The 25,763-nt window shown below is 68.9% G+C and carries 22 protein-coding genes and 1 pseudogene; 9 read left to right on the top strand and 14 right to left on the bottom strand.

Going from position 1 to position 25,763, the window contains the following annotated elements; translation table 11 throughout:
* Nucleotides 1-70: 70 nt before the first annotated feature.
* From ABD652_RS06085 to ABD652_RS06075, 3 genes are read left to right on the top strand one after another with little or no spacing between them, the layout of a single operon-like run.
* Nucleotides 71-1,096 (top strand): 3-oxoacyl-ACP synthase III, encoded by a 1,026-nt coding sequence (locus ABD652_RS06085; RefSeq protein WP_344719275.1) that lies wholly within the window; start codon nt 71-73, stop codon nt 1,094-1,096.
* 44 nt (nt 1,097-1,140) lie between these two features.
* On the top strand, nt 1,141-3,879 hold the full coding sequence (locus ABD652_RS06080; RefSeq protein WP_344719273.1) for an alpha/beta fold hydrolase: 2,739 nt from the start codon (nt 1,141-1,143) through the stop codon (nt 3,877-3,879).
* 32 nt (nt 3,880-3,911) lie between these two features.
* Nucleotides 3,912-4,961 carry an NAD-dependent epimerase/dehydratase family protein gene (locus ABD652_RS06075; protein ID WP_344719270.1) on the top strand — a complete coding sequence of 350 codons (1,050 nt, stop codon included), beginning with the start codon at nt 3,912-3,914 and terminating at the stop codon, nt 4,959-4,961.
* Nucleotides 4,962-4,979: 18 nt separating this feature from the next.
* Here ABD652_RS06075 and ABD652_RS06070 read toward each other — a convergent pair whose 3' ends face one another.
* On the bottom strand, nt 4,980-7,769 hold the full coding sequence (locus ABD652_RS06070) for a bifunctional acetate--CoA ligase family protein/GNAT family N-acetyltransferase (RefSeq protein WP_344719267.1): 2,790 nt from the start codon (nt 7,767-7,769) through the stop codon (nt 4,980-4,982).
* A gap of 217 nt (nt 7,770-7,986) precedes the next feature.
* Here ABD652_RS06070 and ABD652_RS06065 point away from each other — a divergent pair, with 217 nt between their 5' ends.
* The 3 genes from ABD652_RS06065 (at nt 7,987) to ABD652_RS06055 (ending at nt 12,167) form a co-directional block, all read left to right on the top strand.
* Entirely contained in the window at nt 7,987-10,617 is a 2,631-nt protein-coding gene (locus ABD652_RS06065) for a DNA gyrase/topoisomerase IV subunit A (RefSeq protein WP_344719265.1), read from the top strand.
* A 130-nt stretch (nt 10,618-10,747) separates the two neighbouring features.
* On the top strand, nt 10,748-11,092 hold the full coding sequence (locus ABD652_RS06060) for a BlaI/MecI/CopY family transcriptional regulator (protein ID WP_344719263.1): 345 nt from the start codon (nt 10,748-10,750) through the stop codon (nt 11,090-11,092).
* Between the two features lie 73 nt (nt 11,093-11,165).
* Nucleotides 11,166-12,167 carry a M56 family metallopeptidase gene (locus ABD652_RS06055; protein WP_344719261.1) on the top strand — a complete coding sequence of 334 codons (1,002 nt, stop codon included), beginning with the start codon at nt 11,166-11,168 and terminating at the stop codon, nt 12,165-12,167.
* A gap of 22 nt (nt 12,168-12,189) precedes the next feature.
* On the opposite strand, the gene ABD652_RS06050 is transcribed toward ABD652_RS06055, so the two are convergent.
* Genes ABD652_RS06050 through ABD652_RS06040 form a run of 3 tightly spaced genes read right to left on the bottom strand, consistent with a single transcriptional unit; the run spans nt 12,190 to nt 13,833 of the window.
* Entirely contained in the window at nt 12,190-13,092 is a 903-nt protein-coding gene (locus ABD652_RS06050; protein WP_344719259.1) for an SURF1 family cytochrome oxidase biogenesis protein, read from the bottom strand.
* Nucleotides 13,089-13,337: a hypothetical protein gene (locus ABD652_RS06045; RefSeq protein WP_010524495.1), complete on the bottom strand. Its 249-nt coding sequence runs from the start codon at nt 13,335-13,337 to the stop codon at nt 13,089-13,091. Before ABD652_RS06045 ends, ABD652_RS06050 begins: the two co-directional genes overlap by 4 nt.
* Nucleotides 13,291-13,833 carry a DUF3099 domain-containing protein gene (locus tag ABD652_RS06040; protein WP_344719254.1) on the bottom strand — a complete coding sequence of 181 codons (543 nt, stop codon included), beginning with the start codon at nt 13,831-13,833 and terminating at the stop codon, nt 13,291-13,293. Before ABD652_RS06040 ends, ABD652_RS06045 begins: the two co-directional genes overlap by 47 nt.
* A gap of 190 nt (nt 13,834-14,023) precedes the next feature.
* Between ABD652_RS06040 and fabG the strand changes: the two genes are divergently transcribed.
* The 3 genes and pseudogenes from fabG to ABD652_RS06025 form a co-directional block, all read left to right on the top strand.
* On the top strand, nt 14,024-14,731 hold the full coding sequence (gene fabG / locus ABD652_RS06035; RefSeq protein WP_344719251.1) for a 3-oxoacyl-ACP reductase FabG: 708 nt from the start codon (nt 14,024-14,026) through the stop codon (nt 14,729-14,731).
* A 52-nt stretch (nt 14,732-14,783) separates the two neighbouring features.
* Nucleotides 14,784-15,563: an SDR family oxidoreductase gene (locus tag ABD652_RS06030; protein ID WP_344719249.1), complete on the top strand. Its 780-nt coding sequence runs from the start codon at nt 14,784-14,786 to the stop codon at nt 15,561-15,563.
* A 191-nt stretch (nt 15,564-15,754) separates the two neighbouring features.
* Nucleotides 15,755-15,931: pseudogene (locus ABD652_RS06025) on the top strand (IS3-like element ISAar45 family transposase); the annotation flags it as partial.
* A 43-nt stretch (nt 15,932-15,974) separates the two neighbouring features.
* On the opposite strand, the gene ABD652_RS06020 reads toward ABD652_RS06025, so the two are convergent.
* From ABD652_RS06020 to ABD652_RS05975, 10 genes are all read right to left on the bottom strand, one after another.
* Nucleotides 15,975-16,136 carry a DUF6440 family protein gene (locus tag ABD652_RS06020; RefSeq protein ID WP_344719247.1) on the bottom strand — a complete coding sequence of 54 codons (162 nt, stop codon included), beginning with the start codon at nt 16,134-16,136 and terminating at the stop codon, nt 15,975-15,977.
* Nucleotides 16,137-16,201: 65 nt separating this feature from the next.
* Nucleotides 16,202-17,362, bottom strand: a complete 1,161-nt coding sequence (locus tag ABD652_RS06015) for a YcaO-like family protein (RefSeq protein WP_344719245.1) — start codon at nt 17,360-17,362, stop codon at nt 16,202-16,204.
* Complete coding sequence (locus ABD652_RS06010; protein WP_344719428.1) at nt 17,349-18,509, bottom strand: iron-containing alcohol dehydrogenase; 1,161 nt, start codon at nt 18,507-18,509, stop codon at nt 17,349-17,351. The genes ABD652_RS06015 and ABD652_RS06010 overlap by 14 nt, the downstream gene beginning before the upstream one ends.
* A gap of 17 nt (nt 18,510-18,526) precedes the next feature.
* Complete coding sequence (gene mpaD / locus ABD652_RS06005) at nt 18,527-20,485, bottom strand: daptide-type RiPP biosynthesis aminotransferase (RefSeq protein ID WP_344719243.1); 1,959 nt, start codon at nt 20,483-20,485, stop codon at nt 18,527-18,529.
* Nucleotides 20,482-21,453 (bottom strand): hypothetical protein, encoded by a 972-nt coding sequence (locus tag ABD652_RS06000; protein ID WP_344719241.1) that lies wholly within the window; start codon nt 21,451-21,453, stop codon nt 20,482-20,484. The genes mpaD and ABD652_RS06000 overlap by 4 nt, the downstream gene beginning before the upstream one ends.
* Entirely contained in the window at nt 21,450-22,514 is a 1,065-nt protein-coding gene (locus tag ABD652_RS05995) for a glycosyltransferase family 2 protein (protein ID WP_344719239.1), read from the bottom strand. Before ABD652_RS05995 ends, ABD652_RS06000 begins: the two co-directional genes overlap by 4 nt.
* Nucleotides 22,493-24,094 carry a daptide biosynthesis intramembrane metalloprotease gene (gene mpaP / locus ABD652_RS05990; protein WP_344719237.1) on the bottom strand — a complete coding sequence of 534 codons (1,602 nt, stop codon included), beginning with the start codon at nt 24,092-24,094 and terminating at the stop codon, nt 22,493-22,495. The genes ABD652_RS05995 and mpaP overlap by 22 nt, the downstream gene beginning before the upstream one ends.
* Nucleotides 24,091-24,762 (bottom strand): hypothetical protein, encoded by a 672-nt coding sequence (locus ABD652_RS05985; protein ID WP_344719235.1) that lies wholly within the window; start codon nt 24,760-24,762, stop codon nt 24,091-24,093. The genes mpaP and ABD652_RS05985 overlap by 4 nt, the downstream gene beginning before the upstream one ends.
* Before the next feature lie 71 nt (nt 24,763-24,833).
* The gene (locus tag ABD652_RS05980; RefSeq protein ID WP_344719233.1) at nt 24,834-25,547 is read right to left on the bottom strand and encodes an ABC transporter ATP-binding protein; all 714 of its coding nucleotides are present in this window, start codon (nt 25,545-25,547) and stop codon (nt 24,834-24,836) included.
* The gene (locus tag ABD652_RS05975) at nt 25,544-25,744 is read right to left on the bottom strand and encodes a hypothetical protein (RefSeq protein WP_344719231.1); all 201 of its coding nucleotides are present in this window, start codon (nt 25,742-25,744) and stop codon (nt 25,544-25,546) included. Before ABD652_RS05975 ends, ABD652_RS05980 begins: the two co-directional genes overlap by 4 nt.
* Nucleotides 25,745-25,763 lie beyond the last annotated feature (19 nt).

Raw genomic sequence — 25,763 nt, 5'->3', positions numbered from 1 at the left:
GCGCACTGGACGCGCACTGAGGACGTCATGGAGATTCGCCCCTGCGGACCTCCTGCTGGATAATGGAGCGGTGCCCGGAAATGCGACCTTCCATCATCAGAACGCCTCCCTGCTGTCCGTGACCGAGGTCGAGGCGCCGGTGACGCTGACGTCCAGAGACCTGGAGCGGCGGCTCGCCGAGGCGTTGAAGCGGCTGAAGCTCCCGTCCGGCCTGCTGCAGCGGGTGGCCGGCGTGAAGGCCCGGCGCAACTGGGAGAAGCCCGGCGACGTGCGCGCCGGCACCGTCGAGGCGGCCCGCCGGGCGCTGGACGCCGCCGGCATCGCCGCCGAGGACGTCACGCTGATGATCAACACTTCGGTCACCCGCGAGCATCTCGAGCCGTCGGTGGCCGTGGGCATCCACCATGAGCTGGGCCTGCCCTCCTCGGCGATGAACTTCGACATCACCAACGCCTGCCTCGGCTTCGTCAATGCGATGACGCTGGCGAGCTCGATGATCGACGCCGGCCAGGCGCAGTACGTGCTGATCGTCGACGGCGAGGACGCCGAGAAGGTCCAGGACGCGACCATCGCGCGGATCAACACCCTCGAGTCGGTCTCCCGCGACGACTTCATGACCGAGTTCGCCTCGCTGACGCTGGGCTCCGGCGCCGCGGCCGCCGTCGTCGGCCCCTCCGACCGGCACCCCGAGGGCCACCGGATCGTCGGCGGGGTCTCGCGGGCGGCGACCCAGCACCACGAGCTGTGCGTCGGCGACCACCGCGGCATGTACACCGATGCCCGCGGGCTGCTCGACGGCGGCCTCGAGCTGGTGATGAACGCCTGGGAGGAGGCGCGGCAGCACTTCAGCTGGCAGGCGATGGACTCCTACATCACCCACCAGGTCTCGCAGCTGCACACCAACTCGATCATCAAGGCCGCCAAGCTCGACAAGCGCCGCGTGCCGGTGACCTACCCGGAGCTGGGCAACGTCGGGCCGGCGTCGCTGCCGATCACGCTGTCCCGCGAGGCCCCCGGGCTGTCCCGCGGGGCGCGGGTGCTGTGCATGGGCGTCGGATCCGGACTGAACACCGCGATGGTGGAGCTGGAATGGTGAGAGGCGCGATCCCGGCGCGAGCCGCGCGGACGCCGCCGCGGCCGATGCCCGGTCTGGACCTGTCCTGGTCGCGGCTGGTCGCCGCGTCGGCGGCCGACGGTCGGCGGACCTTCCACGTGCTCGACACCGGCCCGGCCCTGGCCGCCCGGGGCATCACCCCGGCCGGCACGCTGCTGGCGGTACACGGCAACCCCACCTGGTCCTACCTCTGGCGCGGCGTGCTCGCCGCGAGCCTGGCGCAGGCCGAGGCCGGCGGGACCGCGTGGCGGGTCATCGCCCCGGACCAGCTGGACATGGGCTTCTCCGAGCGGCTCGCCCACCCGGGCCCGCCGCGCGCCGGAGCCGGGACGCACCGGAGCCTGGCGCAGCGCCTCGAGGACCTCGACGGGCTCATGGACGCCCTCGACGTCGACGCCGCCGGCCCGCTGGTCACCCTCGGCCACGACTGGGGCGGGGTGATCTCGCTGGGCTGGGCGATGCGTCACCCGCAGGCCGTCGACGCGGTCACCACGCTGAACACCGCCGTCGACCACCCGGTCGAGGAGCCGATCCCCGCCGCGCTGCGGGCCGCGCTGGCGCCCGGAGTGCTGCCGACGGCGACGGTGACCACGCCGGCGTTCCTGCGCACCACGCTCGCCCTGGCCTCAGGCGGCCTGGCCCCGGAGGTCTCCGCCGCCTATCGGGAGCCCTACGACTCCCCCGCGCTGCGCGGCGGCATCGGCGGCTTCGTCGCCGACATCCCCGCCTCGGCCGAGCACCGGTCCCGCCCGGCGCTGGAGCGGATCTCGGCGGCCCTGCGCGACTGGAGCCGCCCGGCGCTGCTGCTCTGGGGCCCGCAGGACCCGGTCTTCCAGGAACGTCATCTCGCCGACCTCCGCGAGCGGCTGCCCCAGGCGGATCTGCATCGCTTCGAGGGCGCCGGCCACCTGCTGGCCGAGGAGCGCGACGTCGCCGAGCCGCTGCTGAGCTGGCTCGACGACGCAGTGATCGGTCGAGCCGACCGCACCGACGCCGACGACGGCGGCGCCGAGAGTCCCGACGGCGCCGGCGAGGGCGACGACGTCCCCGCCGCCTCCGCGGGCCCGACCGGCCGTTCCCCCGATCCCGTCGGCGACGTCGCCGGACTGCATGCCCAGCTCGCCGCGGCCGCCGCCGGTCCGCGGGCCGGCGACCTCGCCGTCGTCGAGCCCGGCTCGGCGCTGACCTGGGGCGAGCTCGACGCCCGCGTCTCTGCGCTGGCCTCCGGACTCGCCGCCCGCGGGATGCGCCGCGGCGACCGGGTCTCGCTGCTGGTCGAGCCCGGCAACGACCTCACCGTGGTGCTCTACGCCTGCCTGCGCGTCGGAGCGGTCGCCGTCGTCGCCGACGCGGGCCTGGGGCTGCGCGGGATGACCCGGGCGGCGCGCAGCGCCCGCCCCGACTGGGTCATCGGCGCGGCCCCCGGCCTGACCCTCGCCCGGACGCTGGCCTGGCCGGGACGGCGGCTCAGCGTCCGCAGCCTGTCGCCGACGGCCCGCCGCGCCCTGGGCGTGGAGAGCTCGGTCGACGCGCTGCTCGCCGGGCACGCCGGACGCCGCCCGGACGGCCTGGCTCCGCCCTCCGCCGAGGACGAGGCGGCGGTGCTCTTCACCTCCGGCTCCACCGGGCCGGCCAAGGGCGTGGTCTACACCCACGGGCGCCTCGGCGCCCTCGTGGCGCTGCTGCGCCGGCAGTTCGACGTCGAGCCGGGCTCCTCGCTGATCGCTGGCTTCGCCCCCTTCGCCCTGCTCGGACCGGCCATCGGCGCCACCTCGGTCACCCCTGACATGTCAGTGACCAGACCGGCGACGCTCACTGCCGAGGCCGTCGCCGAGGCCGCCCGCGCCGGCGAGGCGACGATGTTCTTCGGCTCGCCGGCCGCGCTGCGCAACGTCGTCGACACCGCCTCCGCGCTCGACCCCGCGCAGCGCGCGGCGCTGGCCCGCATCCGCCTGGTGCTCTCCGCGGGCGCGCCGGTGCACCCGGACCTGCTCGACGCCGTCCAGAAGCTGGTGCCGGCCGCCGAGATCCACACTCCATACGGCATGACTGAAGGACTGCTGCAGGCTGACATCGACCGCGACGGCGTCCACGCCGCCATGGCCACCGGCCAGCCCGGGGTCTGCGTCGGCCGCCCGGTGGCCGGCGTGCAGGTCGGACTGGCCCCGCTGGACGCCGCGGGCCGGCCCGCCGAAGAGCTGGTGGCCCCGGCCGAGGCGCCGGGGACGCTGGCCGAGATCGTGGTCTCCGCGGCGCATCTGAAGGCCGGCTACGACCGGCTGTGGTTCACCGACCGGACCAGTCGCCGCGACACCGCCGACGGCCTGCTCTGGCATCGCACCAATGACGTCGGTCATGTCGACGAGGACGGACGCCTCTGGATCGAGGGGCGCCTGCAGCACGTGATCACCACGCCGGACGGTCCTGTCGGACCGGGCGCGCTGGAGACGCTGATCGACGCGCTCGAGACGGTGGGCCGCAGCGCCGCCGTCGGCGTCGGCCCGCGCGGCACCCAGGCTGTGGTGGTCATCGTCGAGCCGCCCCGCGACACTGACGCCCGCCGACTGACCGCCGGCCGCTCGCCGCTGGCGAGCCCGGATTTCGCCGCCGAGGTGCGCGCGGCCGCCGGCGAGCTCGCCGTCGCCGCCGTGCTCGTCGTCGACGAGATGCCCACCGACATCCGGCACAACTCGAAGATCGACCGCACCCGCCTGGCCGGCTGGGCCGAGCGGGTGACGAGCGGCAGGAGGCCCGGCACACCGTGACAGCGACTCCCGAGCAGAGGACTCCCGGACAGATGCCGACCGAGCAGCCGACCCCCGGCCAGGCGATCGAGGAGATCTCCCCCGGCTCCCGCGTGCTGCTGACCGGCGCCTCCGGACTGCTGGGCCGCAGCGTGGCCCGTCGACTCGTCGCGGACGGCTATGACGTCACCACCCTGCAGCGCAGCGCCTCCACCGTCGACGGCGCCCGCGAGGTCCGCGGCTCGCTGACCGATCCCGACGCCGTCGCCGCCGCGGTCGCCGGCCAGGACGCCATCGTGCACCTGGCCGCCAAAGTCTCGGTCTCCGGCGACCATCGCGACTTCGCCGCCGTCAACGTCGACGGCACCCGCACGCTGCTCGACGCCGCGGAGGCCGCCGGCGTCGAGCATCTGCTCCACGTCTCCTCCCCCTCGGTCGCCCACGCGGGCTCCTCGCTGGTCGGCGAGCCCGCCGGCGACCCCGACCCGGCGCGCGCCGCGGGCTCCTATGCGCAGACCAAGGCCGAGGCCGAGCAGCTGGTCGCCGCCCGCGCCGCGGGCGGGCTGAAGACGCTGATCCTGCGCCCGCACCTGGTCTGGGGGCCCGGCGACGGACAGCTGACCCGGCGCATCGTTGACCGCGCCCGCTCCGGCCGGCTGCCGCTGATCGGCTCGGGCGCCGCCCTGGTCGACACGCTCTACATCGACAACGCCGTCGAGGCCTTCGCCGCCGGCCTGCGCCGGCTGCCGCAGATCCACGGGTCCCGCCTGGTGCTCACCACCGGCGAGCCGCGACCGATCGGCGAGCTGATGATGGGCATCGCCGCCGCCGGCGGCGCCCCGCGGCCGCGTCTGCGGATCACCCCGGGCCTCGCCCGGGCGGCCGGCTCCGCCGTGGAGAAGGCCTGGGCGCTCTCCGAGCGGATCGCCGGCCCGCACGACGACGAGCCGCCGATGACCCGGTTCCTCGCCGAGCAGCTCTCGACCGCCCATTGGTTCGATCAGCGGACCACGCGCCGGGCGCTGGACTGGACGCCGTCGGTGACCATCGATGAGGGCCTGCGCCGGCTGGCCGAGCACGTCGCCCGCACCGGCGGGGTCTGAGCCCGCCCACCGGGCGACTCACCGGCGGCTGATCGCCCGCCGCGCCGAGTCGGTGCGCTGCTGCGGGTCGGCGATGTCCACTGTCGCGTGCAGGATGCGCACCCCGTGCGGGCCGGCCAGCAGCGGGGCCAGCTGCAGCGAGGCGACCTGCGGGTGCTCGTCCTTCAGGATCGCCACCCGCTGGAGGGCATCCTCGACGGCGGCCAGGTCCACCGCCGGCAGGCCGCGGTGGCCGAGCAGCCGCCGGGCCGCCCGCGGGCGACGGACCAGGTCGGCGACGTCCTGGTCGGTCAGCGGGGGCACGGCATGGGCCCAGTCGTCGAGCAGCTCCACCGCATCGCCGGAGAGGCCGAAGGAGACCACCGGACCCATCAGCGGATCCTCCAGCGCGCTGACCATGCAGCCCTGCCCCGCCGGCGCCATGGCCTGGACCTCGAGCCCCGGGTCTCCGTAGCGGGCCAGCTGCTCGCGCATGTCCGCCGCGGTCCGGCGCAGCATCGCCGCGTCGGTGATGCTCAGCCGCACTCCGCCCAGGTCCAGGCGGTGGCGCAGCGCGTCGGTGGTCGCCTTGACGGCCACCGGGTAGCCGAGCCGCTCGGCGGCGGCCACGGCCTCGTCCGCCGTGCGGAAGGGCACCGACTCCATGACCTCCAGCCCGTAGAGTCCCAGCAGCTCGGCGGTCTGCGCGGGATCCAGCCGATGCAGCCGCGGCCCGCCGCCGGCCTCGGCCAGCTGGCCGTCGAGCAGCTCGTCGGCCGCCCGACGGACTGTGGAGCCCTCGAGTCCCTGCGGCACCCAGGTCTCGCCGATGCCGCGCCGTCGCCACCGCTGATACTCGACGATCTTGCCCAGCGCGGCGACGGAACGCTCCGGCGAGGAGAACACCGGAAGCCCCTGCTGCAGCGCGCCGGTCTCCAGCACCGGCGCCGCGCCGGCCAGCAGGTTCAGCGGCGCCTGCGGATCCAGCACGCCGATCGAGGAGAGGACCACCGGCTTGGGATGTCGGCGGGCGGCGGCGGCGATCGTCGCGGTGAGGTCGCGGTGCGTGCCGTCGAGTCCAGGCTGCCGGCAGACGGCGACGGCGTCGACGTCCTCGTCGTCCAGCATCGCCTCCAACGCCGCGGCCATGGCCTCCTCAGGCTGGCCGCGGGTGCCGTCCAGGGCCAGGTCGCCGTCGGAGCGCACCGGATCCAGCCCGTGCCGTGCGGCGGCGTCGGCGAGCGCGGCGGCCATCGCCGGCGAATCCGCCAGCACTCCGAGCCGTCCGCCGACGGGCAGCGGCTGGGTGGCCAGCACCTGCAGCACGTCCATCAGCGAGTCGTGGTTGCCCACCGGGATGACTCCCGACTGCTCGAGCATCGAGTCCACCGCCCCGGCGGGCGCCCGCGTGGTGCGCACATCGTGTCCCGGGGGCAGGCTGCGGCCCATCACCCCGGAGGTCGCCACGACCACCGGTTTGCTCAGCGACAGCCGTCTCGCGATCCGCGAGAACTTCCGCGGGTTGCCCAGCGACTCCAGCGACAGCCCGACGGCGCGGGTGGCGGGGTCGTCCTCGAAGTGCTGCATGGCGTCGTTGCCGGAGAGGTCGGCGCGGCTGCCGGCCGAGATCACCGTGGAGACGCCGACGCCGCGCCGGTGGGCGGCGGCGTGCAGCGAGATGCCCAGCGGGGCGGACTGGCTGAACAGCCCCACGCCGCCGCGCAGCGGCATCTGCGGCGAGAGCGAGGCGTTCAGCGAGACGTCGGGGTCGGTGCGGATGAGTCCGACCGAGGCGGGGCCGATCACCCGCATCCCCCAGCGGCGCGCCAGCCGGACCAGGGCGCGCTGGTCGAAGCCGGCGACGCCGTCGGAACGGGCTCCGGACTCCCCGACCTCGACGGTCTCCCCGGTCTCTCCGTCGGCGTCGCGGGCGACGGCGTCCAGCCCGTCGGTGATCACCACCAGGCCCTTGACCCCGTGACGGCCGCAGTCGGCGACGACGGCGGGCAGCTGCGCGGCCGGCACGCAGACCACGGCGAGGTCGATCGGCTGCTTCAGCTCGCCCAGCGAGGCGTGGGCCGTGGTGCCGCCGACTTCGAAGGCCTCCGGGTTGATCGCGTGCACGCCGCCGGTGAAGCGCCCCTCGACGAGGTTCTGCAGCACCTGGTGGCCCGGCGTCCCCGGCTGCCTCGAGGCGCCGACGACGGCGACGTGCGCCGGGGCCGTCAGCTCGGCGACGCTGCGCGCCTCGGCGCGGTGCTCGCGGGACTCCATGACGGCCCGCGAGCGTTCGGTGGGATCGATCGGGAAGGTCAGCGCGACCACGCCGTCCTCGAAGCGGCGCGAGACCTCGTAGCCGGCCTCGGTGAACACCGCCAGCATCTTCCTGTTCTCCGGCAGCACTTCGGCGGTGAAGCGCTCGATGCCGCGCTCGCGCCCGGCGGCGGCCAGGTGCTCCAGCAGGATGGAGCCCAGCCCGCGGCCCTGATGGGCGTCGGAGATGTTGAACGAGACTTCGGCCTCGGCGGTGTCGTCGATGCGGTCGTAGCGGCCGACGCCGATGATCTGCTCGTCGAGGAGGATGACCAGCGCGACCCGGCCGAGATGGTCGACTCCGGTGAAGTGGGCCAGCTCCTTCGTCGTCAGCGCGGACTTGTAGGTGAAGTAGCGCAGATAGATCGAGGACTCCGACTGGGCGGCGTGCATCCGCTGCAGCCGCTCGGCGTCCTCGGCGCCGATCGGGCGCAGATGGGCGGCCGCGCCGTCGCGCAGCACGACATCCGCCTCCCAATGGGACGGATATCCGACGGATGTGCTGTCCTGGGCCATAGGATCAACACTACGAGATTCCTCTCCGCCGACCCATGCCCGGGGCCGCGGCCGTCCGTTCCGACCGCGCGGCGCCTGCGGCGTCCTCCGCCGCGACGCTCCCTCCCGGGCAGGCGACGGCGGAGCGACGACGTCGGCGGACACGCCCGTCACGATCCGCCGACCCCGTCGCCGACAGACGACGCCTCAGACCCCGCGAAGGACAGCAGACGCCCCCATGGCCCGCCGACCGAGCTCCGCCTCCCGTTCCGCGAACTCCTCGGACCAGCCTCCGGTCACGCCCGAGGACAGCATCGTCGACATCGACGTCTCGTCGGAGATGGAGACCTCGTTCCTGGAGTACGCCTATTCGGTGATCTACTCCCGGGCGCTGCCCGACGCCCGCGACGGGATGAAGCCGGTGCAGCGCCGCATCCTGTACATGATGTCCCAGATGGGCCTGCGCCCGGAGAAGGGGCATGTGAAGTCCGCACGCGTCGTCGGCGAGGTCATGGGCAAGCTGCATCCCCACGGCGACGCGGCCATCTACGACGCGCTGGTGCGGCTGGCGCAGTCCTTCTCGCTGCGGCTGCCGCTGGTCGACGGCCACGGCAACTTCGGCTCGCTCGACGACGGGCCCGCCGCGCCGCGCTACACCGAGGCCCGGATGACGGCGGCGGCGCTGTCGATGACCGCCGACCTCGACGAGGACGTCGTCGACTTCGAGCCCAACTACGACAACCAGCTGCAGCAGCCCACTGTGCTGCCGGCGGCCTTCCCCAACCTGCTGGTCAACGGCACCTCCGGCATCGCCGTCGGGATGGCCACCAACATGGCCCCGCACAACCTGGGCGAGGTCGTCGCCGGCGCGAAGCACCTGGTGCTCAACCCCGACGCCGGCCTCGACGAGCTGATGCAGTTCATCCCCGGCCCGGATCTGCCCTCCGGCGGGCGCATCGTCGGCCTCGACGGGATCCGCGACGCCTACGCCACCGGCCGCGGCTCCTTCAAGACCCGCGCCTCGGTCTCCATCGAGCAGGTCTCGCCCCGGAAGACCGGCATCGTGGTCACCGAGCTGCCCTATATGATCGGCCCGGAGAAGGTGATCGAGAAGATCAAGCAGGCGGTGCAGAGCAAGAAGCTCGCCGGCATCTCCGACGTGCTGGATCTGACCGACCGCACCCACGGGCTGCGGATGATCATCGAGCTCAAGGCCGGGTTCAATCCGCAGGCGGTGCTCGCCCAGCTCTATAAGCTCACCCCGATGGAGGACTCCTTCGGGATCAACAACGTCGCCCTGGTCGACGGTCAGCCGCGGACCATGGGCCTGGCCGAGATGCTGCAGGTCTACGTCGACCACCGGCTCTCGGTCGTCCGCCGACGCACCGCCCACCGGCTGGACCGGCGGCAGCAGCGCCTGCACCTGGTCGAGGGCCTGCTGATCGCCATCGTCGACATCGACGACGTCATCGCCATCATCCGCAACGCCGAGGACACCGCGACGGCGCGCACCCGGCTGATGACCGTCTTCGAGCTCTCCGAGGCGCAGGCCGACCACATCCTGGAGCTGCGGCTGCGCCAGCTGACCCGCTACTCCACGCTGGAGCTGGAGCAGGAGAAGCAGCGGCTGGAGGAGGAGATCGCCGAGCTGTCCGCGATCCTGGACTCCGAGCAGCGGCTGCGCGAGGTGGTCGCCTCCGAGCTGGACGAGGTCGCCGAGCGCCACGCCGCCGACCGCCGCACCCGGCTGCTGGAGTCCGAGGCGCTGGAGGCCCCGGCCCCGGCGCCCTCGACCTCGCCGGACGAGGCGGCCGGCTCGCTGCAGATCGCCGACTCGCCCTGCTGGGCGCTGCTGTCGACCTCGGGGCGGCTGGCGCGCACCGCCGACCGGTCGCCGCTGCTCCACCCCGCCCGCCGGGGCCGGCACGACGCGCTGGTCTCGATGGTGCCCACCTCCGCCCGCGGAGAGATCGGCGCGGTGACCTCGACCGGACGGATGATCCGCGTCCCGGTGGTCGACATGCCCCAGGTGGAGGTCGCCTCCGGGAAGGTGAATCTGAACCAGGGGGTGAAGGTGGCCGACTTCCTGGGCCTGGCGAAGAAGGAGCAGCTGGTCGGCTTCGTGCCGCTGGACGCGGTCTTCGCTCTGGGCACCGCCCAGGGGCGGGTGAAGCGGGTCAATCCGGAGTACCCGCTCAACCGCGACGAGTGGGAGGCGATCTCGCTGAAGGACGGCGACGCCGTCGTCGGCGTCCAGCCAGCAGTCGCCGACGACGATCAGCTGGTCTTCCTCACCGCCGGGGCCCAGCTGCTGCACTACGACGCCTCGCTGGTCCGGCCGCAGGGGCGCTCGGCGGCCGGCATGGCCGGCATCAAGCTCGCCGACGGCGACCGCGTCATCAGCTTCTCCGTGGTCGACGGCGCCGCCCTGGCCGACCGCGAGGGCGGCCCCGCCGAGCAGCTGGCCGGCTTCACGCCTGTGGTGGTCACCGTCGCCGCCGGCGACGAGCCGCTGGAGGGCTTCGAATCCGGCTCGGTGAAGGTCACCGAGCTCAGCGAGTTCCCGGCCAAGGGCCGCGGCACCGCCGGCGTGCGCGCGCATCGGCTGCTGCGCGGCGAGGACCGCCTCACCCTGGGCTGGGCCGGCATGGGGCCGGCGCTCGGCGCGGCGAAGAACGGCTCCGCCCGCGCGCTGCCCGGCGAGACCGCCCGCCGCGACGCCTCCGGCGCCCCGCTGGAGACCGCCGTCGACGCCGTCGCCTCCAGCCCCGAGGCCCTCGCCCGGGCGGCGACGCTGCGGGCGGCCGCGCAGGCCGCCACGGACGACGCCGGCGACGGCGGCGCGGCCTCGGACGCGGCTCCGCAGTGACCCCGGCCCCTTCCCGCGCGGCGAGGTCGACCGTCCAGCATGTGACACACTCCTACTACTCCATGTAGAAAAGCTGCCGGTGGCGGAGTATCGTGGAGATCGACCACCTGACATCTGGAGGACAGCACGCATGGCCACTCTCGGAGACCTCGAGCGCTCCGTCATGACCCTGCTCTGGGACGGCGGCGAGTCGCTCAGCGCCAACGAGGTCCGCGACCGCCTCGACGAGGATCTGGCCGTGACCACAGTGCTGACGGTGCTCTCCCGGCTGGAGAAGAAGTCCATGGTGGCCCGGGAGCGTTCGACCCGTCCGCACCGCTATTCGGCCACCGCCAGCCGCGAGGAGCACACCGTCGAGATGCTCAACGAGGTGCTCGGCACCGCCTCGGACCGCGAGGCCGTGCTGGCACGCTTCATCGGCGGCATCTCCGACGCGGAGGCCGCCGCGCTGCGGCGCCTGCTGGACTCCGAGTGAGTCGCCTCCCGACGCCCGGCGGCGCCGGCGTCGGCCGGCCATGAGGCCCGGCGTCGGGTCATAGACTGTCCCTGTGATTCCGCTGGCCGTCTTCCTCGCCGCCCTGGCGGCGGTGCTCGCCGTCGTGCTGCCGCCGCTGATCAGCCGGGCGCGCTTCCGCACGCGCACCCCCTGGGCGGCCATGCTGCTCTGGCAGGCGGTGGCCCTGGCGGGCGGCCTCTCGCTGATCGGCGCCCCGCTGGTCTACGGGCTCAGTCCCTTCGGCGCGACGCTGCACACCGCCCTGGCGACGATGCTCGAGCTGCTCGTGGCCGGAGACTTCGCCGCCCTGGTGGGCCTGCACGTGCATCCCACCCATGTCTTCGCGCTCTGCCTGGCGGTGCTGCTGGGCCTGCATCTGCTGCTGACGCTGCTGCGCACCTATGTGCGCGTGCTCGCCTCCCGACGCCGACACCGGGATCTGGTCCGGCTGCTCTCGACGCCGGCCGAGCAGAGCGGCGCGACCGGGGCCCACGCCGAGCTCGGCGAGGACGTCGCCCATGTCATCGAGCATGAGGCGCCGCTGGCCTACTGCCTGCCCGGGCGCACCGCGGGGCGGTCGCTGACGGTGGTCTCCCGCGGGCTGCTCGACCAGCTCGCCCCGGAGGAGCTCTCCGCCGTCGTCGCGCATGAGCGCACGCATCTGCAGCAGCGCCACCACCTGCTGACGATGGCCTTCGACGCCTGGTACCGCGCGCTGCCCTGGCTGCCGACTACCCGCCACGGACGCGAGGCGGTGCTGGAGCTGACCGAGATGCTCGCCGACGACGGCGCGCTGCGCGGCCACAGCCGCACCGCGCTGCTGCGGTCGCTGGCGCTGAGCTCGTCGGAGAGCGGCGAGGACGACGCCGGCACCGGGGCCGCGCGCCGCGCCCAGGGAGCCACCCCCGGCGCCGGGGGCACGGTGATCACCACCGCCCGGCTGCAGCGGCTGCTCGTCCCGCCGCCGGCGCTGCCACGGACGGCCGTCGTCGCCGTGGTGCTCGCCTCCGCGGCGCTGCTGGCCGGGCCCACCGCCGTGCTGCTCGTCGTCTGAGCGGCTCCACCGGACGGAGGCGTCAGCGGTCGACGAGCGAGTCCTCCACGGCGGCGTCCTCCAGATCCTCGTCGGAGGGCTTGCCCCGACGCAGCCGCTCCAGCCGCCGGGCCTGCTGCATCCGCTCCTGCGCCGGGGCGGCGACGGCGGCGTGGCGGTCGTCCTCCTCGGCGGCCAGCGCCTCGGCGTCGCGGGTGCGCGCATGCAGCCGCGCGGCGTAGCCCCAGCCGATGAACCCCAGCGCCCCGAAGGCGTACCACTGCATCGTGTAGGACAGATGCGGGCCCTCGTCCACGCTGGGCCGCGCCAGCTGCTCGGGCGCCTGCGCCGGGGCCGGATCCTCCTCGGCCATGCGTCCGTAGGCGCCGGGCATCAGCTCGACGCCGATCTGCTCGGCGTAGGCGGAGAGGTCGATCGAGGCCAGCTGCCCGTCGGGCGCTCCGCGGTCGATGGCCGGCTCGCCGGGCTTCAGCCGCACGGTCAGCTCGACCGTGCCCTCCGGCGGAGCGGGGTTGCTCGCCGGCTGCGACCCGTCCTCGCTGGCGGTGGGCAGCCAGCCGCGGCTGACGACGACGACGTCGTCGGTGCCGGCGACGGCGAACGGCACCAGCTGCTCATAGCCGACCGACCCGCTGTTGGACCGGTTGCGGGCCAGCCGCATGTCCTGCGGACGGTAGCTGCCGGTCATCTCGACCACCGTCCACTCGTCGTCGGCGGCCGGATCCACGAAGGACTCGCGCACGGAGGCGTACCGCACCGGGGCGGCGTCGTAGTTCGTCACCACCCGGTCGATCTCCTCGACGGCCTGCTCGCGACGGTCCAGCTGCCACTGGGCCAGGAAGGAGCAGGCGACGGCGAAGAGCACGCAGAGCGCCAGCCAGCCCAGCCAGCGCGGGGTGAGCAGGAAGCGATACCGGCGGGTCACCCGGGCCCCACATCCTCGGACATGTCGGCGGTGCGGCGCCAGAAGAGCCGCTGCCGGAGGAAGTCCTCCAGCCAGCTGCGGTGCTCGTCGCAGGCCAGCCAGATCTTGCGGCGCTGCTCGTCGTGGATCTTCGGGTTGTTCCAGAGGATCTGCCAGGCCGCCTCGGCCCGGCATCCCTTCCGCGAGCACTGCGGGCTCTCAGGACCCTGCGGTCCGTCCCCGCCCAGGGAACTGAGCAGATCCATCCTCACGCCCCTCTCCGGTCTCGTCTCCGGTCATGTCTCCGGTCTCGTCGTCGGCGACGATCTCGCCGGGGATGATCGTCGCGTCCGCGGCCGGAGCCTCGTCCGGCGCCCCGGAGTCGTCGTCGTAGTCGTCGCCGTCGTCTTCGTCGTGGTCCTCGTCGGGCGCCTCGCCGGGGTCCCCCGCCGGGCCGTCCTGCGCGGCCTCGGCGGCGACCTGGCGGCGGCCCGCCTCCAGCCCGGCGACCGGATCGACGTCGCCGGCGGTGCGATGGTGCTGATAGCGGTCGGTGCCGGCGTTGGCGACCGTCACCGCGATATAGGGCAGCACGGCGGCCGCGGCGAGGAAGACCCAGCTCATCCAGTTCTGCACCAGCACTGCGGCCAGGAAGCACACCATCCGGATGCCCATGGAGATCGCGTAGCGCACCATGCGGCCGTGCTGCTCCTCACTGTGCCGCTGCGGGGCATCGGTGAGGGAATGGACGGGCTCGGTCACCTGCCCATTCTAGTGCCCGTCGGCGCGGGCCCGAGAACTGGGCGGCCTCCGCCGGCCACCGGCGATGTGGCGCGACGGTGACGGGTGCGCTGGCATAGGCTGGAGGCTGATCATGCCCCACCCGGGCGAGGGCGTCGTCGAGCCCCGACGACGCCGGGACTCGCCCGGGCCCAGCGACGACGGGAGACCCATGAGTCCACGCTCTGTTCTGATCACCGGCGGCAACCGCGGCATCGGCCGCGCCATCGCCGAGGAGTTCCTCGCGAACGGCGACAAGGTCGCGGTGACCACCCGCAGCGGCGAGGCGCCCGAGGGCGCGCTCGGCGTCGCCGCCGACGTCACCGACTCCACCTCGATCGACGCCGCGTTCAAGGAGGTCGAGGCGGCTCACGGGCCGGTGGAGGTGCTGGTGGCCAACGCGGGCATCACCCGCGACACGCTGCTGCTGCGCATGGGCGAGGAGGACTTCACCGATGTGGTCGACACCAATCTCAGCGGCGCCTTCCGCGTGCTCAAGCGCGCGTCGAAGGGCATGCTGAAGCTCAAGCGCGGCCGCGTGGTGCTGATCTCCTCTGTGGTGGGCCTCTACGGCTCCCCCGGCCAGATCAACTACGCCGCCTCGAAGTCCGGCCTGGTGGGCATGGCCCGCTCGCTGACCCGCGAGCTCGGCGGCCGCGGCATCACCGCCAACGTCGTCGCCCCGGGCTTCGTGCGCTCGGACATGACCGACGCGCTGGACGAGGAGACCCAGGCGAAGTACCTGGAGTCCATCCCGGCCGGACGCTTCGCCGAGACCGAGGAGGTCGCCCGCGTGGTCCGCTGGCTGTCCTCCGAGGAGGCCGCCTACATCTCCGGCGCCGTGGTGCCGGTCGACGGCGGCCTCGGCATGGGCCACTGATCGCGCCCGCTCCCCCGCACCTCCCCGTTCGCCTCATCCGAAGGACATATCCATGACTGAGCAGACCTCCGAGACGGCCCAGGACCTCGCCGGCACCGGCGCGGTGATCACCGGCTCCTCCCGCGGCATCGGCGCGGCCACCGCGCAGCGGATCGCCGCCCGCGGCGCCGGCGTCGTCATCAACTACCGCCAGAAGGCCCCGCGGGCGAACAAGATCGTCGGCGAGATCCAGAAGTCCAGCGGCCGGGCCGTGGCCGTCGGCGCCGACATCACCGAGGCCGAGGGCGCCCAGGCCCTGGTCGACGCCGCCCGGGAGAACTTCGGCTCACTGAACCTGCTGATCCTCAACGCCTCCGGCGGCATGGAGTCCGACCGCGGCGAGGACTACGCGCTGAAGCTCAACCGGGACGCCCAGGTGCTCATGGCCCGCACGGCCATGGAGGTCATGCCGGCCGGCTCGCAGATCGTCTTCGTCACCAGCCACCAGGCGCACTTCATCAACCAGACCGCGACGATGGACGCCTACGAGCCGGTGGCCCGCTCCAAGCGCGCCGGCGAGGACGCGATCCGCGAGCTGATCCCGGAGCTGGACGAGAAGGGCATCACGCTGACCGTGGTCTCGGCGGACATGATCGAGGGCACCATCACCGCCACGCTGCTCGAGCGCTCCGAGCCGGGCGCGATCGAGACCCGGCGCGAAGAGGCCGGCAAGCTCTACTCGGTGGAGGAGTTCGCCGCCGAGATCGCCGCGCAGGTCAACCGCGAGGGCCTCGAGCAGGGCCACACCGAGCTGGTGGGCGGCGCCGAGGACTTCCTGCGTCAGAACGGCTGACGGCTTCTCGGGCTGGGCCTGGGGAGGGCGCCTCCCCAGGCCCAGCCCGCAGGCGAGCCCCGTCGGGATACTCCACCTCAGGGTGCCTCCGGCCACTCGTCGGCAGAATACGTGGGAGCTTCCTCCGCCTGGTCGCGCCTCTGAGCCTCGATGTCCTCCATGGTCCGTGGCCCGTCCCGCTCGTCCGGACGATCGCGCAGAACGTCCTCGACAGCCAACGAAGACATTCTCGTGCGCAGTTGCGCAGGCGGATCGTCCACTGGATCGAGCGGACCTATCACCGGCGCCGTCGTCAGCGCTGGCTTGGGAAACTGACTCCGGTCGAGTACGAGACCGCCTACACCGAAGGTGTCGCTCTGGCGGTTTGAATCCCGGAGTCGACCAATCCTTCAGCAGACCCTCCAAAGAGATCTACGCGGGGAGGCCGTCCTCACCAACGAGGAGGGTCATGCCACTTGCCGCGCCGACTTGTCGGAACAAATAGCGCACCCCGGTCTCGTTATCCACCAGCACCTGCGTGAGAGTCGACATACTCTTTTCCTCGAGCTCTACCTGAAACCGATCGTTCTCCATAGCACTACGCTCCTCGTATTTCCGGGGCAAGTCGAAATAATACGGTTGCATCACTCCGTGCACGATCAGATGTAGGGGTGCGGAGCAATCGTGATGATTTTCTGAGCCAGGTTCCAGCCGAGAGCCTCTGACATACGTAGTGGTTGCAATGTCGGACTGAAGAGGCGCACCACGGACCAACCCAACTCGCGGATCTTTTCAGGCAATCTCTCCGTCAAGTCAATGAACGTGTAAGTATCAAGCAGCGAGACCCAGTCGTTCACCCCACCTGTGCGTAACGACGGGCCCCTGAATTCGTCAGTCTGTTGCACCCACTGCAGTGCCGTCGGAACAGCCTCAGGCCCAGACCAGTAGCGTGCACGGTCAATCTCTCGCTCAATGGGAAACCTCACCTGCGCGGTATCACCGTACCGCCGGAGATCGATGAGGAGGGTTCGAATCTGCAACGCTTCCTGTACGGCGCGCACCACTGACTGTGAGGCAAGCGGCTCCAGCCCCAACCCCGCCCCAACGACGCCATTGGCGTGATCAATCGCAAGGGCGAGAAGAACCTGGACGTCGCCCGCGGCGTCAAGCGTGAAGCACGAGACATCAACGCCTTCGCTCCCCAACGCATCAACTACCCGTTGCACCTCGGGCGCCGCGCCGTGCCATACCCGCGCCGGGATACGGTGCGCGCGACGTGGCTCGTACCAGGCACGCATCGCAGCATCGCGTTCGACAGTTTCCTTTGCGGCTGATTGCAACGCCATCGCATGCCCAAGGCCCGCCGCCGTGCCAGAAGGACCTGGATCGACGAACGACGATTCACCCACCGGGGGATAGTCGACGGCACTGGCAGGAACGCGGGTGGGTGCACGGACTCCTTCGGCAAGAGTCACGGCATGGTAAGAAGGGGCATCGTCTGATTCAGCGCCTGATGCCCACGATGCGCCGCGAGGCGCCCAAGGCATTGCCTTATCGACGAGCATGTCCCCCTCCATAGAGAGTGCCACCCGCTCGATACTCTCTCCGGCCGCGCGCACCATGGTGCCAGCTCGTCGCAGCCCGGCTGCACCGACCCAGGTGATGTCCAGTGGTGCCTCATCATCTCGCCGATCGCCAATGCCAACGTCGACCGCCACAGTCCACAACGGCCGATCCACGCCCTCGGGGGCGATGACCTGCACGTCCCGGGCGATGCCCGCACACGGATCTAACGTAGCGGTCACATCAACGTGCGGCATGAGCATCCCTAGCCTGAAACAGTGCTGCGTCCTTCGCCATGTGCGCGATCTTCTCGGCAGTGTGTCGACGTGGCAATGGTCTGCCGCCACCGAATCGTGCGATCACCCTGTCTGCAAGTTGGGCCGCGCTGAACGGGGGGACCGCACCGCCGACAAGTCGCTGCATGCGATCAACGATTTGGTCGATCGTGATGTCCCCGGAGGCTTGAAGGGCTCGGGTCAATCGCTCCTGGTCACCCCATTCGCTGCCGACTGTCACCACCTGCGTCAGCCAACCGCCCACTAGCGCTGCCATCGCTTCCATCTTGGTGACCGATACCAACATGGACAGTTCATTGGCCACAAACCACAGTGGCGATGGAGCCATGCCCCGCCCCTGTAATGCCCATCCCGTATGATTTGTCGCACTAGTGAGAGCCACATCCAGCACCCCAGGGCTACCACTTCGAGGACATTCAAGTGCCTGTTCGGCGAAAGTGGCCATACGCCTTATGAGTGCGAGCGCCTCATCGTCTGCTGCTGCGATTGTGGATTCGGCACCGACAAAAGCACCCAATACACGCAACCAAGCTTCGGCGATCCCAGCGTGAAGCAGCGAGGCTGGGACATTGAGAACCTCTGGTTCGTAGACTGCGGCAGAGACAGGTGACCCTTCAAAACTCACTAGGCACTTGTAAGTGTCGTCGTCCAGTGTGGTCTCACAGCAGGCGACCGCCGACACCTCAGCACCAGTGCCCACCGTGGAGGGGACACACAGCAGCGGCAGTGAAATACTGTCTCGCGCTCCCATGACGAGGCCCCCGACACGAGATCGTGCACGAAGAGCATTCGCCCCACCCGGTGTCGCAGCGCACCAGCCGGCGAGCTTTGCCGCGTCCATGGTGTTTCCTCCGCCCAAGGCAATGAGCGAGTCGGCTCCGCTTTCCACCACTGTGCTCGCGAAAGCCTCGACCGCGTCCCAGTCAATCGGGCCGGAGACCACGATGCGCGCGGCAGGCTGGATGCCTGTGCACCTCGAGAGCACACTGTTTGCCGCCTCGACGACCGAGGAGTCGATGAACAGCACTGGATGCGAGGCTGCGGATTGAGTCGTCGCTGCCTGCAGCGCACCCGTCCCGGTGATCTGGTTCGGGGCAGGACCGCGCATCGCTAACGGAGTGCTTCTCACGAGGACTCCGCCAGGTAGGCGGACACACAGGCAGACACGCGCTGCAGTGCTTCGTGCAACTCCGGGCTCGACATTGTGAGGGCCGGCATGAGCTGAATCGACGAGGGAGATGGCTGGACCACAACCCCAGCGGCGCGACACCGATTGACCAGATCGAACACCTCGTCACTGGAGAGGTGGCTGCCATCGAAGTGTCGAATTTGGAGGGCGCGCATTGCACCCCGCCCCGTCGTCGACAACCTGTCGGACGTGGTCGCGATGGCGTCAATCCCGGCCTCGAGTTCAGCAGCGAGGGATGTGACTTTCGTGGCGATGTCGAGCCGCTCGAACTCGTCTATGGTGGCCACGATTGCCGCGCATGACTGGGGCGATCCTGCCTGAGTTTCCCCATGCCAGAACACTTGATCAGCATCATCAAGTACAGCCGTCGCCTCTGCGGAGACCAAGATGGCAGACGCCGCGGAAGTACCGTTGGTGAGCGCCTTGCTGCTTACGAGAATGTCGGGCGATTCGGCCCAGACATCACTGGCGAATCGGGTGCCGGTGCGATAGAAGCCTGTGGCGACCTCGTCAGCCACCAGCATATAACCGTGCTGCATGCGGTTTCGTTGCAAGGCCTCAAGCATGGCGTCGCTGAGGGGGTGAGCGCCCGAACCGAGTACGGGCTCAACAATGACCGCCGCGATCTGATCGCCATAACGGTTCATCACCGTCTCGAGAGCCTCTGGATCATCGTATGGCACCTTGATGTGCAGCTTGTCATCGACGTCGTAGACATCCTGGAACAGATACGCGCCGCTCAGTGCCATCGACGAACTTGTGATCCCGTGATAGCTGCCGATCAGGCTCACAACGCGTCGCCGCGTCGGACCGTGCTTGAGCTTGGTGACCTGCCGACAGAGCTTCACAACTGCGTCTAGTGCTGCACTCCCCGAGGTTGAGTAGAACACCGAGCCGAAACGATCGGACCCGGTCCATTCGAGCAGGCGTTCGGCAGCTTCGCGCGCATAGCTTGAGCCGCGCCGGAAGATCGGAAGTGCGGAGGCCTCCAGGTTTGCGCGATGGATAGCATCGGCAATAGCGGCATTCCCGTACCCGAGACTCGCGTTCCACAGTCCGCTGATCGCGCAGATCGCCTCAGAGCCGTCGCGGAACGTGATGCGCGTTCCCTGCGCGGCAACAGCCTCGACATCACCCCAGGTTCTCGGAGTGATGAAGAACTCGAACGACCGCGAAACGGGCACGCGACGGGCCGCCAGGAGCCGATAATCGCCGACGTCATGTACAGCACCGGCACCGAGGACATCCTGCTCGGCGACCACGTCAAGGCCGGCCTCGGCCAGCTCTTCGCGCAGGTCGTCCATGCTCAGCAGATGCGTCGTCACCGAGTAGGTGCCGACGGAGCCATCCGGTGTGGTTTCCAGCAGAGTTGCAGCGAGGGTTTTATGGTCGTCGTCGAACTCTTCGCGCAGCCACAGGTTCTCACCGACCTGCTGTTCGTTGTCCGTCTGACTATGCGGCACTCGCAGACTGATGAGCAGTTCGCCGTCGGGCCGCAGCCAGCGGCGAATACGCTGCAAGAGCCTCTGTCGCTGCTGTCGGTCGAACAGACTGATCGAGGTGGTGGCTAGCACGACTTTGTCGTAACAGCCCTCAGCTTCCCATTCAAGGACATCTCCGTGGACCGCGACGAGGTTCGGGGAGTTTTCGGCGCGAAGGCGCAACTGTGCAAGCAGGTCTGCGGACAGATCGACTGCGGTCACTTCGGACGCGACCCTCAGCAAGGGCAGAGTCACTCGGCCCGAGCCGCACGCCAGTTCCAGTACTCGGTCACGGCCACGGTCGATGCGGGCAAGAATCTCACGCAACTCCGAGCGATCATTCGCCACGATCTGGTCGTAGAGCAATGCTCCTCGCCCGTCATACAGGGTCGGCACTTCGGCACCGATCGTCATTGGGCTGTCCTTTCCCGCACTGTGTTGAGCGTTGCCTGAAGCCCCAGCGCATCGAGCACGGTCTGTTCCTCCGTGTTGATGACTGCCTCATCCGGCGCGTTGAAGACTGATTCGACGAATTCCGCCACAGTGGTCGGTACGCGGTCGACGCGACGGTTCTCGAGGTTCACGACGTACTGATGGTCTTCAGCGGCAGCGACGAATACCGCATCTGTGCGCTCACTGGCGGAGGCATCCGCGTCAGGGCCGAAACCAGCGACCGAGATCGTGGCGTTCAATCGCGGGCGGAGGGCTCGGATGACCTTTGCCGCGCCGAGGAAACGAGCCATCGCGACGGCATCGTCATGGGGTTCTTCCGTTGGCTCAGTCAGAGTGAGATCAGAATCGACCGGGTTGCCGAAGGGGCCATCGAGCACGGATCCATCGGCGCGCACCAAAAGCCGTGTCGCTCGGGTTCGGCGGGGCAGCAATGGTGACAGCCAGGAGCGCTCGTCGAGCACGGTGGCGATCGGTAGGGTCAGATGCTCCGGGAACTCTCCCCGGTTCTGCGCCTTCTCCACGTCAGTTCGAAGAGCCGACAGATCAACGTCATCAACGACGCTGAAGGCGGTGGGAACCGAGACGGATACGTAGGGTGCGGTGGCGTAGCTCTCGGTCTGGATGAGCACTTCAGGCGAGAGCGAGAGCTCTCCGCCGAGTGGCTCGAGACGTCCCCCGTAGGGCACCAGCGCAGCCCCGATGTCAGCGGCCTCGGACGCTTGAGATTCCTCCACGAAAACCCAGCTGGCATCTCCCAGTGATAGCTCGGTGAGCTTTTCAAGGTCGGCATTCTCGTCGACGAGTACATCGACCGAGTTCGAATTCGCCTGCTCGCCTTCCAGCCACAACCGGAGTCGGTCGACTGACTGACCGATCACCCCGTCTGAGGGTTGCTGTCCACCGTCACCCTGCGTTGCGTCATCGCTCATCGAAACAACCTTTCCCCGACACGTGTGTCTATAACTTCGATGTCGGTCACAGTTTCGGCGGCGTCCCGCAGATCGGCGAACGCGCCATTTATCACATGTGGAAATCTTCTCATCAGCACATCCAGGATGCTGGTGGCGTGCGCGCGGTCGACCACTGGAGCGAAGAATCCGATATTCCACCCGAGTGGTCCCCCCGGCATCGCATCCGGAGATAGCCACGACGGTGGGGTACCCGTTGCATGCTCCAGCATCGCAGAGGACGATTCGAATGCCTCTGACCCGTCTCTCCACTGCACGAGGTCCTGCTGGAATCGCTCGAACGCGTTATCCTGCATTGTCGCCACAATTTCCCTGGCACGCGCCTCGTCTGTCGCGTGCCCGAGCACCGCGGCAGGCCGGTGCCGGAGCCGATTTCGCCGTGACCCCCCGTATATCCTCACGGTCACAGTGACGGCGTCAAGAATGGAGAATGGCACACCGTTGTCGGCAAGGCGCCACCACAGGTCCCAGTCTTCGAGTCCACCGTGGGAGCGGCGCCAGGTGGCAACTTTGAACAGGCTTCGTCGGTGTCCCACTCGGGATGGTTCTGCTACCGGATCGATCACCGCGATCTCGTGCGACCAGTACTCGCCACTGCGTGAGAAGGATCGCTCTTCGACATCTTCATACCGGTAGAGAACTCCTGCGACCGCCGCCGGGTGGGCGTCGCTGATTGCTCGGTCGAGCACTGCAAGGTGCTCGGTGTGGAGCACGTCGTCGTGGTCGACATAGGCGATGTTCTCGCCGCCTGCCAGTTCAGCAAGGCGTGAACGAACGACACCGGGGTCACCTGAGTGCGTGAAGTGGTGAACGTGGATTCGCTCATCGGTGGCAGCGTATGACTCTGCCAGAGACACTGTTCCGTCAGACGAACCATCGTCACCGATGAGGAGTTCGAAGTCACTCATGCTCTGGCGCTGGACGCTTTCGATGGTTTCGCCCAGCAATGCTCCACTCTGATAGGTGGGACAGATGATGGAGAAGCGCCGTCGATGAGGGTTCATGATGTCGCCGCCTGCCACAGGTCGACTACATGTTCTACCAGGTTCCGCGATGGTAGCGATATCTCAGCGGTTCCGGGGTCTGCTCGGACTTCATCGCGCAGCTCCTGCGGCTGGTCGGGAATGGAGAGCGGTGCACAGTATCCCTCGAGCGACAGGTCCGATTCCTGCACAGCGACAAGGGTGGCGAGGGGCAGTGTGCAGGGTTCAGATGGTCCGTCGACGGTTGCCGAGCCGATCACGTCTCCCGGCACAGTCCCTGCGTTTCGCACTGTGACCACGCTTCCCACAGCATGAGCGGGGACGTGTTCAAGTGATCCGATCTGAGCAGTCTCACCGGCGACGAAGACCCCACCGGTCTGCTGCTGCGGAATCGGCACGAGTGTGGCGGCGGCGAATATCGCAGCCACAGCTATCGTCCACACCGTCGCCAGCTGAACGCGTGGTGTGCCACTACGCCATGTCACGCACACGTGCTTCCACATCCGAGTGACTGCCCATACCAGCAACGTTGCCACAAGTGACAACTCGATCCAGATCGCCACAACACCCAGGGAGGCAAGCACCCTACCGACGGACAGTACGAGTCCAAGGATCAGGACGAATGGGAAAAGCATCGACGCGGCGCCAAAGAGTGTCCACTCCCAGCCCACAAAGGGGCCGCGGCGTCGATGTCCGTACAGCATACCAGCCGCAGCATCACGGAAGGCTGCCATCGTCTGCTCACGCAGATTGGGCCGGTCGAGATGCCCCGCCAGTGCCACGTAACCGTCGAACTTCACAAACGGGATCAGGTTGAAGATCCAGTAGAGCATGTTCAAGACAGCCAGCACGGTGAGGGTGCCCGCCACGGTAGGTGGGGTAAACAGTGCGAGAGTGCCGCAGATCGCGGCGATGACGCCTTGGGACATCACACCCGCGAGTGCCACTCTGACCCGTGCTTGCGGTGGGACTGACCAGATGTCGCGCACGTCGCAGAAGAATGCCGGCACCAGATAGAAGAACATGAACCCCATGCGGTGCGTGGTGCCGCCATGGGCTATCAGTGTGGCTGCGTGGGCGAATTCGTGGATAAAGACCGACAGTAGGAGCCCCGCGAGCAACCACCCGTAGCTTGGTACTGTAAGCCTCTCCGAGAGCGTGCTCGAGGGGCTCATCAGGAGAACGGCGACAAGTACCGCCGCGATGCCGTTGACCGTGATCAGGGTAGGCCATGTGGCTCGTGCACGAAGCACCCGCACCACGAAACTGTCGGGGTGAATGAGCTTGCTTGGGTCGAACAGCGTGAACTGCACGGTGAAGGGTGGCCGGAACTGCACACGCGGGGGCCTCCGGGGCGCGGCTGCGACAGCGGGAGTATCACCGACTCGATCTAGCACGGTCTGTACTTGGTCAGCGGTGACTCCGAGGTCTTTCGCGATCTCAGTGGGATCGCGGTCAGGATGATCCTGTGCAGCTTGGATGATGGGAGCGAGGCCTGCGGGAAGGCGCAAGGCCGGACCCTCAGCAGTGGAGACGATCACGCGCCCATCGGTATCCGGTTCGGACAGCGAGATGCGACTGAGCCACCGCCGCTCTCCAGAAGGGTCTACCGATGTCATGCCACCAGATCCGTTCGACGCAGCCGCACGAGCGCAAGCACCGATAGTGCGGCCAGCCAAAGAACATATCCTACGTAACCGCTTGAGACAGACAGGATTTCATCTGTCGTTCCCGTATCTTTCATCATGGCCATGCCGAGCCCGCCAGGCAGCATCCGTCCCACTGTCGGGGCCAGCGTGATGATGTAGGACTCCAACAACGTCGTCCATGCCACAAGGCCGATGACCGTGATGAGTGACTTGCGGGTCTGCCATGCGACAAATTGGCCGAGGTAACCTGCGAATACCGTTGATACTGCGATTCCCGCGGTCACAGTAGTTGTCTTGGATGACCAAGCGAACTCTGCTCCCGATGAAGGAAGCACGATCCACGCTGTCAGCACGGCTGCTGCTGGACCGAGGAGACCAAATGCCAGCATGCCCGGAGCCACCACGACGGCTCGTGACGCAAGGAGCCGGCCGGATCCGCCGGCATGGAGGCGGACACGTCCTACGACGTTGTTCCCGAAATCTCGTGTGACCGAGAGTGCGCCATAGAGCAGGGAGAACAGGTTTGCACCAAATCCGAGGCGGACGAGGTCGAGCGTGCGGGCCTCGTTGATTTCGGCTGTCGTGACCGGGACCGACTCGAGTTCTGACGAGGTGCCATACACTGCGAGTGCGTTCATCCCGATCGCGATAATCAGTAGCGCTGGGAGAACTCCGTTTCGCACGAATCTGTAGAATTCTGCGCGAAGAATCAACCGATCGTCTCCTGTTCTCGTCCAGCCATGTTGAGGTACCACGATTCCATTTCTTCGGCGGAACCCTCGGGCGTTGGGCCGTCATAGCGTAGGGTCTTGTTGACCACCACCACGCGGTCAACCACACGGCGGATCTCGCCGAGCTGATGCGACGACACGATAGTGGTCTTGCCCTCACGCGTACGATCGACGATCAGCTCGCGCAACCACCGAGTAGCTTCGATATCGAGGCCGTTCGTCGGTTCGTCGAGGATTAGCACATCGGGATCACCGACGAGAGCTGCAGCGATGGCAACACGCTGTCGTTGTCCAGTCGACATCTTGCCCACCCGACGATGAGCATAGTCCGAGATTCCGTACTGCCTGACCGCTTCACGCGCAGTCTCGCGCGACAGCCCCTGCGCCAGCGCCTCCCAGACGAGACAACCCTCGCCGGTGAAATCCGTGGTGAGACTTGGCGGGTCGAAGACATACCCGAGCAGGGCCCCGCCGCCGACCAAGTGCGTTGGGGGCTGCCCATCTATGCGCACAGTGCCGTCGCTCGGGAGCTTGATCCCCACCATGCACGACAGCAACGACGTTTTCCCCGCCCCATTGGGCCCCAGCAGCCCAACGCACTGTCCAGCCTCGGTGACGAATGAAATGTCTTGACAAGCGTCCACTGAGCCGTAGCGCTTGGAGAGGTTCTCGACAGCGACGATCGTTGTCACTTGGCGCGCCCACGCGAAGGAGTCAATCCGATAGTGATCCCGACGAGCACTACAAGCATCGCGAGCAGACCGATGCCGACTCCGAGAATAACGGGCGAGGCGTTCATGACGGCAAGAACTGCCACCAGGGCAGCAATGACGGCAACGAGGGAGCCGAGTGCCGCAATGAGGGGAGTATTGTGAGATTTAGCGGACATACCCATCTCCTTAAGAGAA

It is taken from the genome of Nesterenkonia halobia, from assembly GCF_039536005.1.
GTDB lineage: Bacteria > Actinomycetota > Actinomycetes > Actinomycetales > Micrococcaceae > Nesterenkonia > Nesterenkonia halobia.
The sequence above is the reverse complement of the archived record's forward strand: the minus strand, read 5'-3'. Positions and strand labels throughout refer to the sequence as shown.

Bases quoted from the DNA above. Each gene is read 5' to 3' on its own strand.
- ABD652_RS06080 (WP_344719273.1), top strand. From the start codon at position 1,141: ATGCCCGGTCTGGACCTGTCCTGGTCGCGGCTGGTCGCCGCGTCGGCG.
- ABD652_RS06075 (WP_344719270.1), top strand. From the start codon at position 3,912: ATGCCGACCGAGCAGCCGACCCCCGGCCAGGCGATCGAGGAGATCTCC.
- ABD652_RS06070 (WP_344719267.1), bottom strand. From the start codon at position 7,769: ATGGCCCAGGACAGCACATCCGTCGGATATCCGTCCCATTGGGAGGCG.
- ABD652_RS06065 (WP_344719265.1), top strand. From the start codon at position 7,987: ATGGCCCGCCGACCGAGCTCCGCCTCCCGTTCCGCGAACTCCTCGGAC.
- ABD652_RS06060 (WP_344719263.1), top strand. From the start codon at position 10,748: ATGGCCACTCTCGGAGACCTCGAGCGCTCCGTCATGACCCTGCTCTGG.
- ABD652_RS06045 (WP_010524495.1), bottom strand. From the start codon at position 13,337: ATGGATCTGCTCAGTTCCCTGGGCGGGGACGGACCGCAGGGTCCTGAG.
- fabG (WP_344719251.1), top strand. From the start codon at position 14,024: ATGAGTCCACGCTCTGTTCTGATCACCGGCGGCAACCGCGGCATCGGC.
- ABD652_RS06030 (WP_344719249.1), top strand. From the start codon at position 14,784: ATGACTGAGCAGACCTCCGAGACGGCCCAGGACCTCGCCGGCACCGGC.
- ABD652_RS06020 (WP_344719247.1), bottom strand. From the start codon at position 16,136: ATGGAGAACGATCGGTTTCAGGTAGAGCTCGAGGAAAAGAGTATGTCG.
- ABD652_RS06015 (WP_344719245.1), bottom strand. From the start codon at position 17,362: ATGCCGCACGTTGATGTGACCGCTACGTTAGATCCGTGTGCGGGCATC.
- ABD652_RS06010 (WP_344719428.1), bottom strand. From the start codon at position 18,509: ATGCGCGGTCCTGCCCCGAACCAGATCACCGGGACGGGTGCGCTGCAG.
- mpaD (WP_344719243.1), bottom strand. From the start codon at position 20,485: ATGACGATCGGTGCCGAAGTGCCGACCCTGTATGACGGGCGAGGAGCA.
- ABD652_RS06000 (WP_344719241.1), bottom strand. From the start codon at position 21,453: ATGAGCGATGACGCAACGCAGGGTGACGGTGGACAGCAACCCTCAGAC.
- mpaP (WP_344719237.1), bottom strand. From the start codon at position 24,094: ATGACATCGGTAGACCCTTCTGGAGAGCGGCGGTGGCTCAGTCGCATC.
- ABD652_RS05985 (WP_344719235.1), bottom strand. From the start codon at position 24,762: ATGAACGCACTCGCAGTGTATGGCACCTCGTCAGAACTCGAGTCGGTC.
- ABD652_RS05975 (WP_344719231.1), bottom strand. From the start codon at position 25,744: ATGTCCGCTAAATCTCACAATACTCCCCTCATTGCGGCACTCGGCTCC.